We start from the raw sequence: 14,110 nt of genomic DNA, 5'->3' as shown, positions 1-14,110 counted from the left end.
GCGTTATCAAATATCGCCAAGAAGACGGGGACTTGAACTTGAGACGTCGCGCAGCGAACGAAGTCGCTCTAGCACTTCTGGCAGGAACGGCTGCCGCATTGACGAGCCCGGCACAGGGCCAGCCCGCCCTTCCGGCGGAGGTGCCGACGGTGGTCGCGCTAGATGAACTGGCCGTCGAAGGACTCGGTCGCGGCGCCCCGCGCCTCGAGCCGCAGGGCGGCGTTACGGTGGGCTACCTCGGCAAGGCGACGCGCACCGCCACCAAGACGCCGACGCCCCTGCTCGATACCCCGCAATCCGTCTCGGTCATCACGCGGGAGCAGATCCTCGACCAGGGCTTCCAGTCGATCGGCGAGGCGACGCGCTACGTGCCGGGCGTGATCCAGGCTCAGGGCGAGGGCAACCGCGACGAGTTGATCATCCGCGGCCAGCGCTCGAACGCCGACTTCTTCGTCAACGGCATCCGCGACGACATGCAGTATTACCGCGACCTCTACAACATCCAGCGCATCGAGGTCTTGAAAGGCCCCAACGCGATGATCTTCGGCCGCGGCGGCGGCGGCGGCGTGGTCAACCGCGTCCTCAAGGAAGCCGACGGCGTGGCTGTCCGCGAGATCGTGGCCCAGGGCGGGCAGTTCGCGAACAAGCGCGTGGCGGTCGATGTCGGCGACCGCCTCTCGGACAACGTGTTCTTCCGTATGAACGGCGTGTTCGAGGACACCGCGACCTACCGAGACTTCGTCGACATCCGCCGTTACGGCGTGAACCCGACGATGACGTTCCTCATCGGGCCGCAGACGACGCTCAAGCTGTCCTACGAGTATTTCCACGACGACCGCACCACCGATCGCGGGATTCCCTCGCAGTTCGGCCGGCCCTACCGCTACCGCGACAATACTTCGACCTTCTTCGGCAATCCATTCCTGTCGCAGACCTACGTCAACGCGCATATCGCGACAGCGCAGCTCGACCACGTGTTCGAGAACGGCGTCGTGATGCGCAGCCAGTCGCGCTTCGCCGACTACAACAAGTTCTACCAGAACGTCTTTCCGGGCGGCGCCGTGAACGCGGCCGGCACGGCTGTCTCGCTCTCGGCCTATAACAGCCAGACGGACCGGACGAACTATTTCAACCAGACCGACTTCACCTATCAGTTCCTCACCGGCCCGGTGAAGCACACCCTGCTCGGCGGGTTCGAGCTCGGCTACCAGGAGGGCCTGAGCCTGCGCGAGACCGGCTTCTTCGCGACGCCCGGTGCACCGCAGAGCCTCGTGGTCAATCCGCTCGCGCCGGTCTCGCGCGTCGGCGTCACCTTCCGCAACATCGCCAGCGATGCCAACAGCCGGTACGACCTCGGCCTCGCCGCGGCCTATGTGCAGGACCAGATCGAGCTGAACGAGTACGTCCAGCTCATCGGCGGCCTGCGCTTCGACCATTTCGACTTCGCCGCAACGGACCGGCGCACCAACGTCACCAATGCCCGCATCGACGATCTGGTCTCACCACGGGCCGGCATCGTCGTGAAGCCGCTGCCGAACCTCGCCTTCTACACGAGCTACAGCGTCTCCTACCTGCCCTCCTCGGGCGACCAGTTCAGCGCGCTGACACCGGGTCTCGTCATCGCCGAGCCGGAGAAGTTCGAGAACACGGAAGTGGGCGTGAAGTACGACGTGTCGCCCGTGCTTCAGATCACCGGCGCGCTGTTCAACCTCGACCGCAGCAACCAGCGCCTCGCCGACCCGAACCGGCCCGGCTTCTTCCTGACCTCGGGACAGACCAACACGCAAGGCGCGGAGATCGGCGCCAACGGCTACGTGACGAATTGGTGGTCGATCGCGGGCGGCTACGCCTTCACCGACGCGCGCATCACCAACCGGCTTTCCGATACGATCCTTCCCGGCAACTATGTCGGTCTCGTCCCTCTCAATTCCTTTACGCTGTGGAACAAGTTCGACATCGACCCGCGCTTCTCGGTCGGCGTCGGGTTCATCAACCAGTCCCACAGCTTCGCGACCTCGGACAACACCGTGCGGCTGCCGAGCTACTCGCGGTTCGATATGGGACTGTTCTACAACATCAGCGAGAACGCGCGCGCGCAGGTCAACATCGAGAACCTGTTCGACCGCCGCTACATCGTCACGGCGCACAACAACAACAACATCCTGCCCGGCGCGCCTCGCACGGTCAGGGCGCAGATCGTCGTGCGCTGGTAACCGCCCGGCGGTGATGTCATCGATCCCGTCGCCGGGCCCGCCCGGAGGCGGGATCACACCGCCCGCAACGGCCCCTCCAGCACCCCGATGACGCGGGCGAGGTCGTTGCCGCGCTTCATCACGAGGCCGCTCGCCGCAATCACCGCGTAGGCGCCCTGGCGGCGGGCGAGCTTGGGATCCTTCTCGATCCGGTAGAGCGGCATCTCGGAGGTCCGGCGATAGATCGAGAACACCGCCTTGTCCCGGCGGAAGTCGAGGGCGTAATCACGCCACTCGCCCTCGGCGACGCGCCGCCCGTAGAGATTGAAGATGGTTCGCAGCTCGTCGCGCTGGAAGGCGACTTGCGGGCTCGTCGAGGACGGAAACGGGATGACCTGACTGTCTCGGTCGTTCGAGCGGTGATCGACGCTCTGCCCCTCACTCATCGTCGCTCCCGTATCGGTGCCGGCGTTCCTGCGGCGAGGGGAGATGATGGGACTCGTCCGAGGCGCCCGCAAGGTGCTTCGCCAGCCATCGACCGCTGCCGTCCTTCACCGAGCAATTTCCCCGCGAGATGCGCGACGCATGTGCGTCGCCGCACGGTGAGGTGGCAAACATCACCGTCTTGCCGCGATCCCGCCTTGCCATCGCCACCGCGAAACGCTTTCACTGTGACCTGAAACCTCGTCGGTCTGTCTACCGCGGCGGCGCCTGAACCCGAGCTCCCCAGCCCTCGGGCAATGCCGTGGATCCCGGCAAGCCGACACCCGGAGGTTTCGAGACCCAAGGACTTCAGGCGGCCTCTTCGGAGCGCCGCCCTTTTTTCGTCTCGATGCCGGGCATCGGAGCGAGGCCGCTGTCCCGAAGACCGGCGAAAAGACCATCTTGTGAAGATCATCTTGGCAGCCGCGCCCGCCGGCGCGACAAGCGGCGGCGATGTCTCAACCTCTCCCTTCCCCGTCGGTCGGCCCGCCCGTCTTCGACGATGCCTTCCGGGCACGCCTCGGGGATCTCTTCGCGTGGCGGCGGGACGTGCGACGCTTCCGCGGTGATCCGGTCGACGAGGCCGTGCTGCGGACCTGTCTGGATCTCGCGGCGCTGGCGCCCTCCGTCGGCAATAGCCAGCCCTGGCGGTTCGTGCGGGTCGCCGATGCCGGCCGGCGCGCGGCGGTCACCGCGAGCTTCGAGCGCTGCAATGCCGCCGCCCGTGCGACCTACGCGGACGAGCGGGGCGCGCTCTATGCCCGCCTGAAGCTCGCGGGCCTGCACGAGGCACCGCTCCACCTCGCGGTGTTCTGCGACGGCGCGACGGAGGCCGGCCACGGACTCGGCCGTGCGACCATGCCGGAGATGCTGCGCTACTCGGTGGCGGCCTGCATCCACGCCTTCTGGCTCGCCGCCCGGGCCCACGGCCTCGGGGTCGGGTGGGTCTCGATCCTCGAACCCGCCGCCGTGACGGAGGCCCTCGACGTGCCGGCCGCTTGGACGCTGGTTGCCTACCTCTGCGTCGGCCACCCGGTCGAGGAGCACGCCGATCCCGAACTCGTCCGCCACGGCTGGCAGGATCGGTGCCCCGAGGCGGTCCACCTGCACGAGCGCTGAGGGCGTTACCGGAAGCCGCGCCCGTTACTTAAAATTTGCCGGAATTGCTGAGCGCAGGATTCGCCCTCCTGCCAAGAGGCCGTGCATGAGGTCCGCATTTCGCTGCGCGTAAAGCAAAGCGGCAAGCTGGAACGTTGGATCGTCTTCGCCAGTTACGCTCCAGCTCGGAAAGGCGATCTTCGATGTTCGGAACAGGCAAGTACAGGGCGCGTCTCGCGGGCGCGTTCGCGGCAGTGCTGTGCGCGGCGGGTGCCGCGCAGGCCCGTGAGGTCGTCCCCTTTGCCGACGGGCTCGGCGCGGGCACGATCGTGGTACGCACGAACGAGCGCCGGCTCTATCTCGTCAACGGCGACGGAACGGCGATCCGCTATCCCGTCGCGGTCGGCAAGCCGGGCAAGCAGTGGAGCGGCGCCACCCAGATCGACGGCAAGTACTATCAGCCCGACTGGTCGCCCCCGGCCGAGGTGAAGCGCGACCACCCGCGCCTGCCCAGCCTCATCCGCGGCGGCTCGCCGAGCAACCCGATGGGCGTGGCGGCGATGACCCTGCGCGGCGGCGAATACGCCATCCACGGCACCAACCGGCCGCGTTCGATCGGCACGTTCGCGTCCTACGGCTGTATCCGCATGTACAATCAGGACATCGCCGACCTGTTCGAGCGTGTTTCGGTCGGCACGCAGGTGTATGTGATGCGCTGAGCGCTCGGCGGATCGCGCCGCAGCCATCCGCCACGCCGGAAGACGCGGCGGATGCCCGCACGACGACCATGGGACCCGCCGGTGACTGCATCGCCCACCATCCTGATCGCTGATCCGGACGAGGAGACCCGGCTGGCCCTCGCGGAAGCGGTGGGACGGGCCGATCCGGCGGCGAGGGTGATCGAGGCGGCCGACGGGAGCGCGCTGAACCGCGCGCTCGCCGATTCGCCCGTCGACCTGCTGTTCGTCGACGTGCTGCTGCCGCAGACCAACGGTGCCGACATCCGACGCTGGCGCGAGACCGGCAATCCGCAGGGGCTCGTCGTCCTCGTCACCGACATGCTCGCCCCCCGCTGGTCGGCCACGGCCCGCCGTGTCGGCGCCTACGACGTGATCCTCAAGCCGCTGGGCGACCTCCACATCGGCCGCCTGCTGGCAGCCCGCCGGATCCTCTCGCGCTCCCTCGACTGCCTCGTCGTCGATCCGGGGCAGGCGACGCGCACGCTCGTGCGAAAGCTTCTCGGGCAGAGCCACTTCTCGTTCCGCATCCGGGAGGCCGCGGGCGGCCGGGACGCCGTCCGTTTGATCGAGCGGGACCCGGTCGATCTCGCCATCATCGAGATGAGCCTGCCCGACTATCCCGCCCTCGAAGTCGCCTGCCGCATCAACGATCGCCGTCCCGAGACCCGCATCCTGATGACGGGTCCACGGATCGAGGAGGGCGTCCAGCGCCAGCTCACCACTTTCGGTGCATCCGGCTTCCTGCCCAAGCCGTTCCAGTTCTTCGACATCGACAAGGCGGTGCACGAGAGCTTCGGCCTGTGGCAGCCCTACCTCATCAACGCGCTCCGGCGCGAAAGCCTGCTCGACGCCGGGCCGACCATGGGGCAGGCTGTCTAGGCATCGTCCCGAGAGGCGGCCTTCGGCTCTCTGGAGGAGACGATGCATCCCGAGGGATGAGCGCCTTCAGGGCCGGCATCGGCCGGCTCCGGAGCACCGATCCGTCGCCATGGACACCCTTTCCCGGCCGAGACCGATGCAGGACCAGACACCGGGCAGCCGTCCCGGTACGCAGCATCCCTACGCGCGGGCGCGCCTCAACGATCTCGTCCGACGCATCGAGGACGCCCTGCGCAGCGGTGACGCGGCGCTCCAATCGAAGCTCGTGCTGCAATCGGCGGAACTGCTGACCAAGCGCTGGTCGCGCCTGCCGCCGCCGGACAAGCCCGCCTTCGACGGGCTGCTCGTCACCCTATGCGGCCAGATCGATACGGCGGCGCGACGAGCGTTCGCCGAGCGGCTCGCCCCCTTGCGCCTCGGGCCGCCGCGAGCCTCCCGGGCGCTCGCCCGGGATGCCTCGGCTGAGGTCGCGGCACCGCTCCTCGCGCGCTGTCCCGGTCTCGGCGACGCCATCCTGGCCGAGGTCGCGGTCTCGGGCAGCGACGGGCATCGCCGTGCCATCGCCGCGCGGCCGACCTTGACCCCGGACCTGACGGACCTGCTGCTGCGCCACGGCGACGGTCGCGCCGCAGCGCGGCTGCTCGACAATCCCGGCGCGGCCTTCTCCGAGGCCGGCTTCTCCGGCCTGATGGCCCATGCCGACCGGGGGGAGGCGGTGACGCTGCGCCTCGCCCGTCGGCCGGACCTGCCGCCCGGTCTCGCACCGACGCTTCTGGAGCGGACCCGCCGACGGGCGGCCGAGGCGCTGGAGACCGATCTCGCCGGCGACCGCGCCGAGGCGGATCGCCTGCTGGACCGCGCGGCGCAAACCCTGGCTCAGCCAGTGGCGGAAGACCGTCTCGCGCGGTTTCGCGCCTCGCTCGATGTCATCGGCAGCCGATCCAGCGGCTCCCGCCGCGATCCGAGCGCATCCCAACTCGAACGCTGGCTGAACCTGAACCGCATCGAGGACGGGCTCGCCGCCATCGCCCACGCGGCCGGCCTCCCGCTCGCCGCCACGGTGGCCGCTTTCGACGCGTCCGCGCCGACAGCCCTCGCCGCGATCCTGTGCGGTCTCGATCATCCCTGGCCGGTGCTGAAGGCGCTGCTCGCCCGGCGCTTCGGCGAGACGCTTCCTCCCGAAACGGCGGAGGGGGCCTGGGGGCTGCATCGACGCCTGCGGCCCGGCACCGGGCGCCGCCTGATCCGCTTCGCGGCGATGCCCCTGGGCTGCGCCGCCTTCCTCGACGAGGCCGAGGCGGATGACCGCAGCTCAACCGGAGGCGGGCCGTAGGCCGCGGCTGCCGCTCGACGCCAAACGGGTCAGAACGCCAGCCGCCGCAGGAGATCCAATCCGACCAGAATGAGCAAAGCGGCGTAGATCCGCTGCAGCGTCGTCTCGCTGAACCTCCCGCCAACGGCGACGCCCAAGGGTGCACTGATCATCACCGTCGGCATCATCACGATAAAGATCACGAGGTCGACGTAGCCGAGCGAATAGGAGGGCAGATCCCGGGCATGCCATCCGGTGATGATGCCTCCGATCGTCGCAATGGTTCCGGTCACCAATCCGGTGGCGGAGGCGATCGCGATCGCCTTTTCCAGAGCGAGCCCGCAGGTGTTCAGGATCGGCGTCGTCAGTGTACCGCCACTTGTTCCGGTCAAGGCCGCGACGAGCCCGACGAACGACGCGATACCGATCCTCTTGCCGCCCGACGGCGGCGCGCCTCGGGATGAAACGCGTCCACGGCCGAAGGCGATGTAGAAGCCGACCAGAAGGATATAGACCGCGAAGAGGGTCTGCAGGATTTCGGTCGATCCATACGGAAGCAAGATCGCCCCCAAGGCGACGCCGATGAAAAGGCCGATCACCCAGGTATTGTAGAACGCGACATCGAGGTTCCCGAGTGCATATTGCTCGCGGGTCGCGGTGATGGCGCTGGGGATGACCAGCGCCATGGATGTTGCCGATGCCACATGCATCAGCACCGAATGGTGAATGCCGACCCAGGGAAGCAGATAAATGAAAATGGGCAGGCGCACGGTGCTGCCGCCGATGCCGAACAATCCGGATATGAAGCCGGAGACTAAGCCGACGATTGCGAAGATGACGATGCGAAGGACGAGGTCATCCATTGCTCGATGCTCCGAGCAATCCAAGCTGCCGGATCGCGCCGCGCGCTCGATTCTGATCGGTCACGCGCGCGAACCTGCATTCGCGCAAGCGATCACCGCAGGGGATGATGCCCGACCGGACCAGGATGGACTTGGCGCCAGACCGGCGCATTGATCTCCAGGCCCAAAACCAGCCGAGCAGCGGGTTGCAATCGATCGGCTCGATCAGCATCCGCTCGGAGCGCACCGAGAAAACCGCCTGCATCCGTGTCGTCCGCAGCAGCATCTCCTGCGGGATCGACCGCCGGCTGCGAAGGTCCGCTCACGGCTGGATTGTATCGAAACACTCGGAGGCAGCGGTCCAAGAAGCTCTCAAGCCCCGTTGCCGGAAAATGCCTGTCTCTCACCGATGATGAGCATCCGTGATAACAGCGCCCCCCGGTGGTCCGGCAGCAAATCCTCTCCGGCAAGCACGACTCGCCGTGCTGTTTCGGACCGATCTCGAATTTCACCAGTCAAACCGATCATCAGCGGCCCGGACGGACTCGGCCAAGCCGAGTGCCGGCCGTGGCCCGGCAGGGGCCGGAAAAGGTGAGCAAGACGGCGCCGGGTGGCCTATGGAACGGCGGGACCGCATCACACCGCAGGGGACCGAGGATGAGGAACGGCACGGGACAGGATCGTTGCCCCTCTCTGAAGGAAGCTTAGAGCGCGTGAGCGGCCCCGTTCCCGCGCGAGAGTGGCTCAGCTGGGCGGCGCAGCTCGCGCCGTTCTTCTGCCTCTACATCACCTTCGGCACCACGCTGGGCTTCCTGATCAGCGGCGCGCCGCTGATCCTGCGGGCCCGCGGCATCGATCTCGCCGAGGTCGGCTTTCTCCAGCTCATCAACCTGCCGGTCGGCCTCACCTTCCTCTGGGCCCTGCCCGTGGACCGCATCCGCCTGCCGCGCCTGCCGCACCGGCTCGGCTGGATCGTGCTGATGCAGGGATCGGCCATCGCCCTGCTTCTGATCCTGAGCCGGGGCGAGGCGTGGCCGCTGTCGGCCCTGTTCGGGCTCGCGCTGGCGACCTGCTTCTGCGTCGCCACCATGGACATCGCGCTGGAAGCCCTCGTGGTCGAGACGGTGGGACCGGAACGCCGGCCCTACGTCGCCTCCGCCAAGCTCTGCGGCGCCTCTCTCGGCGGCATCTTCGGTGCAGGCCTGCTGATCGCCGAGTACGACCGGATCGGCTGGCACGGGGCCGTGCTCGCGGTGGCGGTCCTGAACGGGCTCTGCCTCTTGCCGATGCTGCGCTATCCCGAGCGGGCCCTGCGGCGGGTCTCGGCGGAGGCGCAGCGCGGCGCCCTCGCACTCGGGCGCCTGCGCCTCCTCGCCGGTCGCGTGCTCGTGCTCGGCCTCTACTTCGCGGCGATGTTCGCGCTCACCGGCTCGAACAACCTCGCCCTGCTCGATCTCGGCGTTCCGCTCGCGGAAGTCGGACTCGTCACCGGCGGGCTCTCGTCGGGCATCAACCTCGTCATGGCCCTGGTCTCGGGTGTCCTCGTGCGGCGGGTCGGCACGCTGCCGCTCATCACCGTCTCCGCCGCCGGCGTCGCGGCCTCCGGCCTGCTGATGCTCTGGGCGAGCGCGGCCGCCGCGCCGAATCTCGGCCTCGCCGCTTCGATCCTCGGCATCCTGTGCGGCGGCGGCCTCGGCGTCCCGGTCTTCAACATGATCTACCGCTGGGCCCAGGGACCGCAGCCGGCCACCGACTACGCGCTCCTTTTCGGCGCCGCCTTCTTCGCCGCCATGCCGCTGCGGGTCGGGGCGCCGGCACTCGCGGGCGCGGTCGGCTGGCCCGTCTACTTCGCCCTCGCGGTGCCGCTCTACGGCCTCGCCGTGCTGCTCCTGCGCGGCGCCATCGCCCGCACGCTGATCGCCGACCGCGCGGCCGGCCGCGCGGTGTCGTGAGGGGCGCCCCGCGCGGGCGCGTCTGGCGCATCGAGGCCGGCTCGCCTATGCGCTGGACCATCGAATCCGCCCTCTTCCGGACAGAGACAGCCGTCACAGCCGCGCCATGCTGAAGGCCTTCCTCGCCTATTACCGGCCACACCGGACCCTGTTCCTGGTGGATTTCGGCTGCGCCGTGCTCTCCGGCCTGCTCGAACTCGGCTTTCCGCTCGCGGTCAAAGCCTTCGTCGACCGGCTGCTGCCGCAGCAGGATTGGGGCCTGATCGGGCTCGCCGCGGCGGGGCTGACGCTGCTCTACGTCACCAATGCCGGCCTGATGGTGGTGGTCACCTATTGGGGGCACCTGCTCGGCATCAACATCGAGACGGAGATGCGGGCGCGCGCCTTCGATCACCTGCAGAAGCTCTCGTTCCGCTTCTTCGACGGGCAGAAGACCGGCCATCTCGTGGCCCGCGTCACCAAGGATCTGGAGGAGATCGGCGAGGTCGCCCATCACGGGCCGGAGGACGTGTTCATCGCCGTGATGACGCTGGTCGGCGCCTTCGTGCTGATGTTCCTCGTCCACCCGCCGCTGGCGCTGATGACGCTGGCGATCCTGCCGGTCATTGCCTTCGTCACCATCCGCTACGGCGGGCGCATGACCCGCAATTGGCAGGCGCAGTACGGGCGCGTCGGCGCCTTCAACGCCCGCATCGAGGAGAATGTCGGCGGCATCCGCGTGGTGAAGGCCTTCGCCAACGAGGCGCATGAGCGGGCTCTGTTCGCCTCCGACAATTTGAAATACCGCACGACCAAGCTCGAAGCCTACCGGCTGATGGCGGGTGCCCTCTCGATCAATTATCTGGGCCTGCGCCTCGTGCAGATCGTGGTGCTCCTCGGCGGCGCCGCCTTCGTGGTGCGCGGCGACCTGACGGCCGGCGGCTTCGTCGGCTTCCTGCTCCTCGTCGGCGTGTTCTACCGCCCGCTGGAAAAGATCGGCGCGGTGATCGAGACCTATCCGAAGGGGATCGCGGGGTTCCGCCGCTACCAGGCCCTGCTCGCCACCGAGCCCGATATCGCCGACCGGCCGGGCGCCCTCGCCGCGCCGCCGCTCAAGGGCGAGATCCGGTTCGAGGGTGTGCGCTTCGGCTACAGCCCGGACCGGCCGGTGCTGGACGGCGTCGATCTCACGATCCATGCGGGCGAGACGGTGGCCTTCGTGGGCCCGTCCGGCGCGGGCAAGACGACGCTCCTCTCCCTGATCCCGCGCTTCTACGAGGCGGAAGGCGGGCGCATCACCGTCGACGGTCACGACATCCGCGACCTGACGCTGGCCTCGCTGCGGGGCCAGATCGGCATCGTGCAGCAGGACGTGTTCCTGTTCGCCGGCACGATCCGCGAGAACATCGCCTATGGCCGCCTCGATGCGAGCGAGGCCGAGATCCTGGACGCCGCCGCCCGGGCCCGGCTCGACGGCCTGATCGCCGCCCTGCCCGAGGGGCTCGACACGGTGATCGGCGAGCGCGGGGTGAAGCTCTCGGGCGGGCAGAAGCAGCGGCTCGCCATCGCCCGCGCCTTCCTCAAGAACCCGCCGATCCTGATCCTCGACGAGGCGACCTCGGCGCTGGACACCCAGACCGAGCGGGAGATCCAGGCCTCGCTGTTCGAGCTGGCGGAGGGGCGCACGACCCTCGTCATCGCCCACCGCCTCGCGACGATCCGGCACGCCGACCGCATCGTGGTGGTGGCCGAGAACGGCATCGCCGAGCAGGGCCGCCACGACGCGCTTCTGGCCGCCGACGGCTATTACCGGCGCCTGCACGCGGCGCAGGTGGAAGAATCCCTTTCGACCGCGCCGCGCACCGCAGCGGAGTGAAGGTTTCCCCTCTCCCCCCTGCGGGGAGGGAACTTTCTCTCAGGCGCCCCGCTCGGCCTCGGCCAGCAGGCCGTCGACGAAACCCGGCAGGCCGGTGCGGCGGGTGCGCTTGAGGCGTTCGGCCGTCAGGATCGCTTGGAGCGCGCGGAAGGACTCGTCGAGGTCGTCGTTGACGATGACGTAGTCGTACTCGCTCCAGCGCTGCATCTCGTTGCGGGCATTGGCCAGCCGCCGCTCGATGGTCTCGGGCGAATCCTCCGCCCGCCGCTCCAGGCGGTTGCGCAATTCCGAAAAGCTCGGCGGCAGGATGAACACCGTCACCACGTCGTCCTGCAGCCGCTGCCTGACTTGGCGGGTGCCCTGGTAGTCGATGTCGAAGATCATGTCCCGGCCTTGGGCCAGCGTCTTCTCCACCGGGCGGCGGGGCGTGCCGTAGAAATTGCCGTGGACCTCGGCCCATTCGAGCAGGTCGTCGCGGGTGCGCAGATCCTCGAACGCCTCGCGGTCGATGAAGCGGTAGTGCCGCCCGTCGATCTCCGAGGGGCGGCGCGCCCGGGTCGTCACCGAGATCGACAGGTCGAGGCCCCAGCCGCCGTCCTGGGCGATGGCGCGGGTCAGCGTGGTCTTGCCCGCGCCCGAGGGCGAGGACAGGATCAGGATCAGCCCGCGCCGGGCGATGTCCGGCCTGCCATGCGTGGCGTCCTGCGTCATCGGCCGTTCACTCCGCTGCCCACTGTCGGCGTCCTCACTCGACGTTCTGCACCTGCTCGCGGAATTGCTCCACCACGGCCTTCAAGTCGAGTCCGATCCGCGACAGGCTGATGTCGCCGGCCTTGGCGCAGAGCGTGTTGGCCTCGCGGCCGAGTTCCTGGGCCAGAAAATCGAGACGCCGTCCGATCGCGCCCCCTTTCGCCAGCAATTCGCCGGCGGCCGAGAGATGGGCGCGCAGGCGGTCGAGCTCCTCGCGCACGTCGGCCTTGGCGGCGAGCAGCACCGCCTCCTGATGCAGGCGGTCGGGGTCGAGCCCCCCGGCGCCGACAAGCGCCGCGACCGACTCGGCGAGCCTGGCGCGCACCGCCTCGGGACGGCGGGCGGGGCAATCCTCGGCGGCCTGGGTCAGGCGGGCGATGTCGGCGATCTGATCGCTGACGATCGCGTGCAGCCGCGCGCCCTCCGCCCGGCGGGCGGCGACGAGATCGGCGACGAGGCTGTCGATTCCCGCGACGAGGTCCCGGTTCAGCGCGTCGGGATCGGCCCCGGCCTCGCTCTCTGTCTCGACCACGCCGCGCACGGCGAGCAGCCCGTCGAGAGTCGCCGGACCGACGCCGGCGGGGCGCGGCACGCGGGCGACCGCCGCGGCGAGGCTCGCCAGCAGGGTCTCGTCGATGCGCACCCGAGCGGCCGCCTCGGGCCGGGTCAGCGTCAGGTTGAGCTGACACTGGCCGCGGGAGAGCGCCTGGGACAGGGCGGCCCGGGCCGCCTCCCCCGCCGCGTCGAAACCGTTCGGCACGCGCACGCGGATGTCGAGCCCGCGCCCGTTCACGGTTCGGATCTCCCACAACCACTGCACCGCACCGGTCGTGCCGGCGCAGCGGGCAAAGCCCGTCATGCTCGCGAGGGTGTCCATGCTCGCGAGGGTGTCGCTGACGAAAGTGCCTCCGGCGAAACTCTTGGCCAAGACGCGCCGCTCCCCGCTGATCCGTCCGGATTGATGGCCCTCCGTGCTCGGCCGCGCAAAGCGGGAACGATGGCGGACAAGTCCGGTTGGTCCGGATACGCGCATTCGGCGAGCGAGTGCAATGCGACCGTCCGCGAGGGGCTCGCGACGGGCTCGCGACGGGCTCGGATGCGTCAGGCGCCCGGCGCCATCATTGCAATGCAACAGAGACTGAATCGCCCTGTTCTGCATAAAAATTATGCACGCCGTATAACGATGCAATAGCTCAGCGTCGAAGCAGGCACGAATACTGTGCATCAGCTTGACGCTTACTAGTCATCTTCCTAGTTTCAGGGCCGATCAAAAGGGCACCGAACATTCGAGCGGGGACCCATCCATGACGAACCCCTTCGACATCAAGAACCGCTTCCGCGCCCGCCTGCGCGCGGCCGATGCGCAGAAGCATCGCATCCGCGCCAAGCTTCTGCAGGACGGCACGCGGGCGCTGGCTCCGATCATCGAGGCCCTCAATCTGATGGCCGAAGTGCTGGAGGAGGACGGCATCGAGCACGGCCGGATCACCTGCCCGGCTCCGGAGGTGGATCGCGACGACTTCGTCGGCTTCACCGCCACGCTGCATAACGGGGCCGATCAGGAACATCGGATCACCGTGACATACGGCCCCGTCCTCGGCGGCCGCAACTTCATCGCGGTGACGGGCCTCGGGGCGGAGTACAACGAGCGGCTCCTCACCCTGGCCAGCAACGCCGCGCCGAGCCTGGGCCGCTCGGTCGGCAACGACGTGCATGTCGAGGCGGATCGCGGCGGTGATCTCGCGGAGATCATGCGGGAGATGGTCGAGGACTTCTTCGCCGGCCACAGCGAGCCGCCGATCCGCACCGGAGCCTCCGACGCGCGCGGCCGGCTGGCGCTCGTTCAGTAACGTTCCGCGACACGCCTCGCCGCATAAGACCAGCGACGAGGCTGCGGGCTCAGATTACCGGGGTCGTTGCCTTGGCGCGCGGTGCGGCGGCGTTGCCGAGACGCGACGAGCGCGAGGGATGGGTGGCCTTGCCGGCAGTTGGAGGTTGCGCAATCAT

Annotated in this window: 12 protein-coding genes and 1 pseudogene; 8 read left to right on the top strand and 5 right to left on the bottom strand. The window is 68.7% G+C overall.

What is annotated here, in order from left to right; all coding sequences use genetic code 11:
* Positions 1-38: 38 nt before the first annotated feature.
* Positions 39-2,213 (top strand): TonB-dependent receptor, encoded by a 2,175-nt coding sequence (locus HNR01_RS23980; protein WP_183670301.1) that lies wholly within the window; start codon positions 39-41, stop codon positions 2,211-2,213.
* 53 nt (positions 2,214-2,266) lie between these two features.
* Here the strand turns inward: HNR01_RS23980 and HNR01_RS23975 are convergent, their stop codons facing one another.
* A complete protein-coding gene (locus HNR01_RS23975; protein ID WP_096485005.1) occupies positions 2,267-2,638 on the bottom strand; it encodes a DUF2794 domain-containing protein in 372 nt (123 codons plus the stop codon).
* Positions 2,639-3,128: 490 nt separating this feature from the next.
* On the opposite strand from HNR01_RS23975, the gene bluB reads away from it, so the two are divergent.
* The 4 genes from bluB (at position 3,129) to HNR01_RS23955 (ending at position 6,725) form a co-directional block, all read left to right on the top strand.
* Positions 3,129-3,794: a 5,6-dimethylbenzimidazole synthase gene (gene bluB / locus HNR01_RS23970; protein ID WP_183670299.1), complete on the top strand. Its 666-nt coding sequence runs from the start codon at positions 3,129-3,131 to the stop codon at positions 3,792-3,794.
* 182 nt (positions 3,795-3,976) lie between these two features.
* Complete coding sequence (locus HNR01_RS23965; RefSeq protein ID WP_017485359.1) at positions 3,977-4,492, top strand: L,D-transpeptidase; 516 nt, start codon at positions 3,977-3,979, stop codon at positions 4,490-4,492.
* A gap of 81 nt (positions 4,493-4,573) precedes the next feature.
* The gene (locus tag HNR01_RS23960) at positions 4,574-5,392 is read left to right on the top strand and encodes a response regulator (RefSeq protein WP_183670298.1); all 819 of its coding nucleotides are present in this window, start codon (positions 4,574-4,576) and stop codon (positions 5,390-5,392) included.
* 109 nt (positions 5,393-5,501) lie between these two features.
* Positions 5,502-6,725 carry a DUF2336 domain-containing protein gene (locus tag HNR01_RS23955; RefSeq protein ID WP_246417632.1) on the top strand — a complete coding sequence of 408 codons (1,224 nt, stop codon included), beginning with the start codon at positions 5,502-5,504 and terminating at the stop codon, positions 6,723-6,725.
* Positions 6,726-6,754: 29 nt separating this feature from the next.
* On the opposite strand, the gene HNR01_RS23950 is transcribed toward HNR01_RS23955, so the two are convergent.
* Together HNR01_RS23950 and HNR01_RS23945 are read right to left on the bottom strand one after the other, a co-directional pair.
* Entirely contained in the window at positions 6,755-7,567 is an 813-nt protein-coding gene (locus HNR01_RS23950) for a sulfite exporter TauE/SafE family protein (RefSeq protein ID WP_183670296.1), read from the bottom strand.
* Positions 7,568-7,674: 107 nt separating this feature from the next.
* Positions 7,675-7,853 (bottom strand): annotated as a pseudogene (locus HNR01_RS23945) (transposase); the annotation flags it as partial.
* Between the two features lie 406 nt (positions 7,854-8,259).
* On the opposite strand from HNR01_RS23945, the gene HNR01_RS23940 reads away from it, so the two are divergent.
* Both HNR01_RS23940 and HNR01_RS23935 read left to right on the top strand, forming a co-directional pair.
* Entirely contained in the window at positions 8,260-9,498 is a 1,239-nt protein-coding gene (locus tag HNR01_RS23940; protein ID WP_183670294.1) for an MFS transporter, read from the top strand.
* Positions 9,499-9,604: 106 nt separating this feature from the next.
* Complete coding sequence (locus HNR01_RS23935) at positions 9,605-11,353, top strand: ABC transporter ATP-binding protein (RefSeq protein ID WP_153875540.1); 1,749 nt, start codon at positions 9,605-9,607, stop codon at positions 11,351-11,353.
* 39 nt (positions 11,354-11,392) lie between these two features.
* Here the strand turns inward: HNR01_RS23935 and gmk are convergent, their stop codons facing one another.
* Together gmk and HNR01_RS23925 are read right to left on the bottom strand one after the other, a co-directional pair.
* Positions 11,393-12,064 carry a guanylate kinase gene (gene gmk / locus HNR01_RS23930; protein ID WP_183670292.1) on the bottom strand — a complete coding sequence of 224 codons (672 nt, stop codon included), beginning with the start codon at positions 12,062-12,064 and terminating at the stop codon, positions 11,393-11,395.
* A 34-nt stretch (positions 12,065-12,098) separates the two neighbouring features.
* The gene (locus tag HNR01_RS23925; RefSeq protein WP_017485353.1) at positions 12,099-13,031 is read right to left on the bottom strand and encodes a YicC/YloC family endoribonuclease; all 933 of its coding nucleotides are present in this window, start codon (positions 13,029-13,031) and stop codon (positions 12,099-12,101) included.
* Positions 13,032-13,407: 376 nt separating this feature from the next.
* Between HNR01_RS23925 and HNR01_RS23920 the strand changes: the two genes are divergently transcribed.
* Positions 13,408-13,953 carry a hypothetical protein gene (locus HNR01_RS23920; RefSeq protein ID WP_017485352.1) on the top strand — a complete coding sequence of 182 codons (546 nt, stop codon included), beginning with the start codon at positions 13,408-13,410 and terminating at the stop codon, positions 13,951-13,953.
* The last annotated feature ends 157 nt before the right edge of the window (positions 13,954-14,110 follow it).

Source organism: Methylorubrum rhodesianum (assembly GCF_014199985.1).
Classification (GTDB): Bacteria; Pseudomonadota; Alphaproteobacteria; order Rhizobiales; family Beijerinckiaceae; genus Methylobacterium; species Methylobacterium rhodesianum.
Note: the sequence above shows the minus strand (reverse complement) of the source record. Positions and strands in the feature narration are given on the sequence as shown.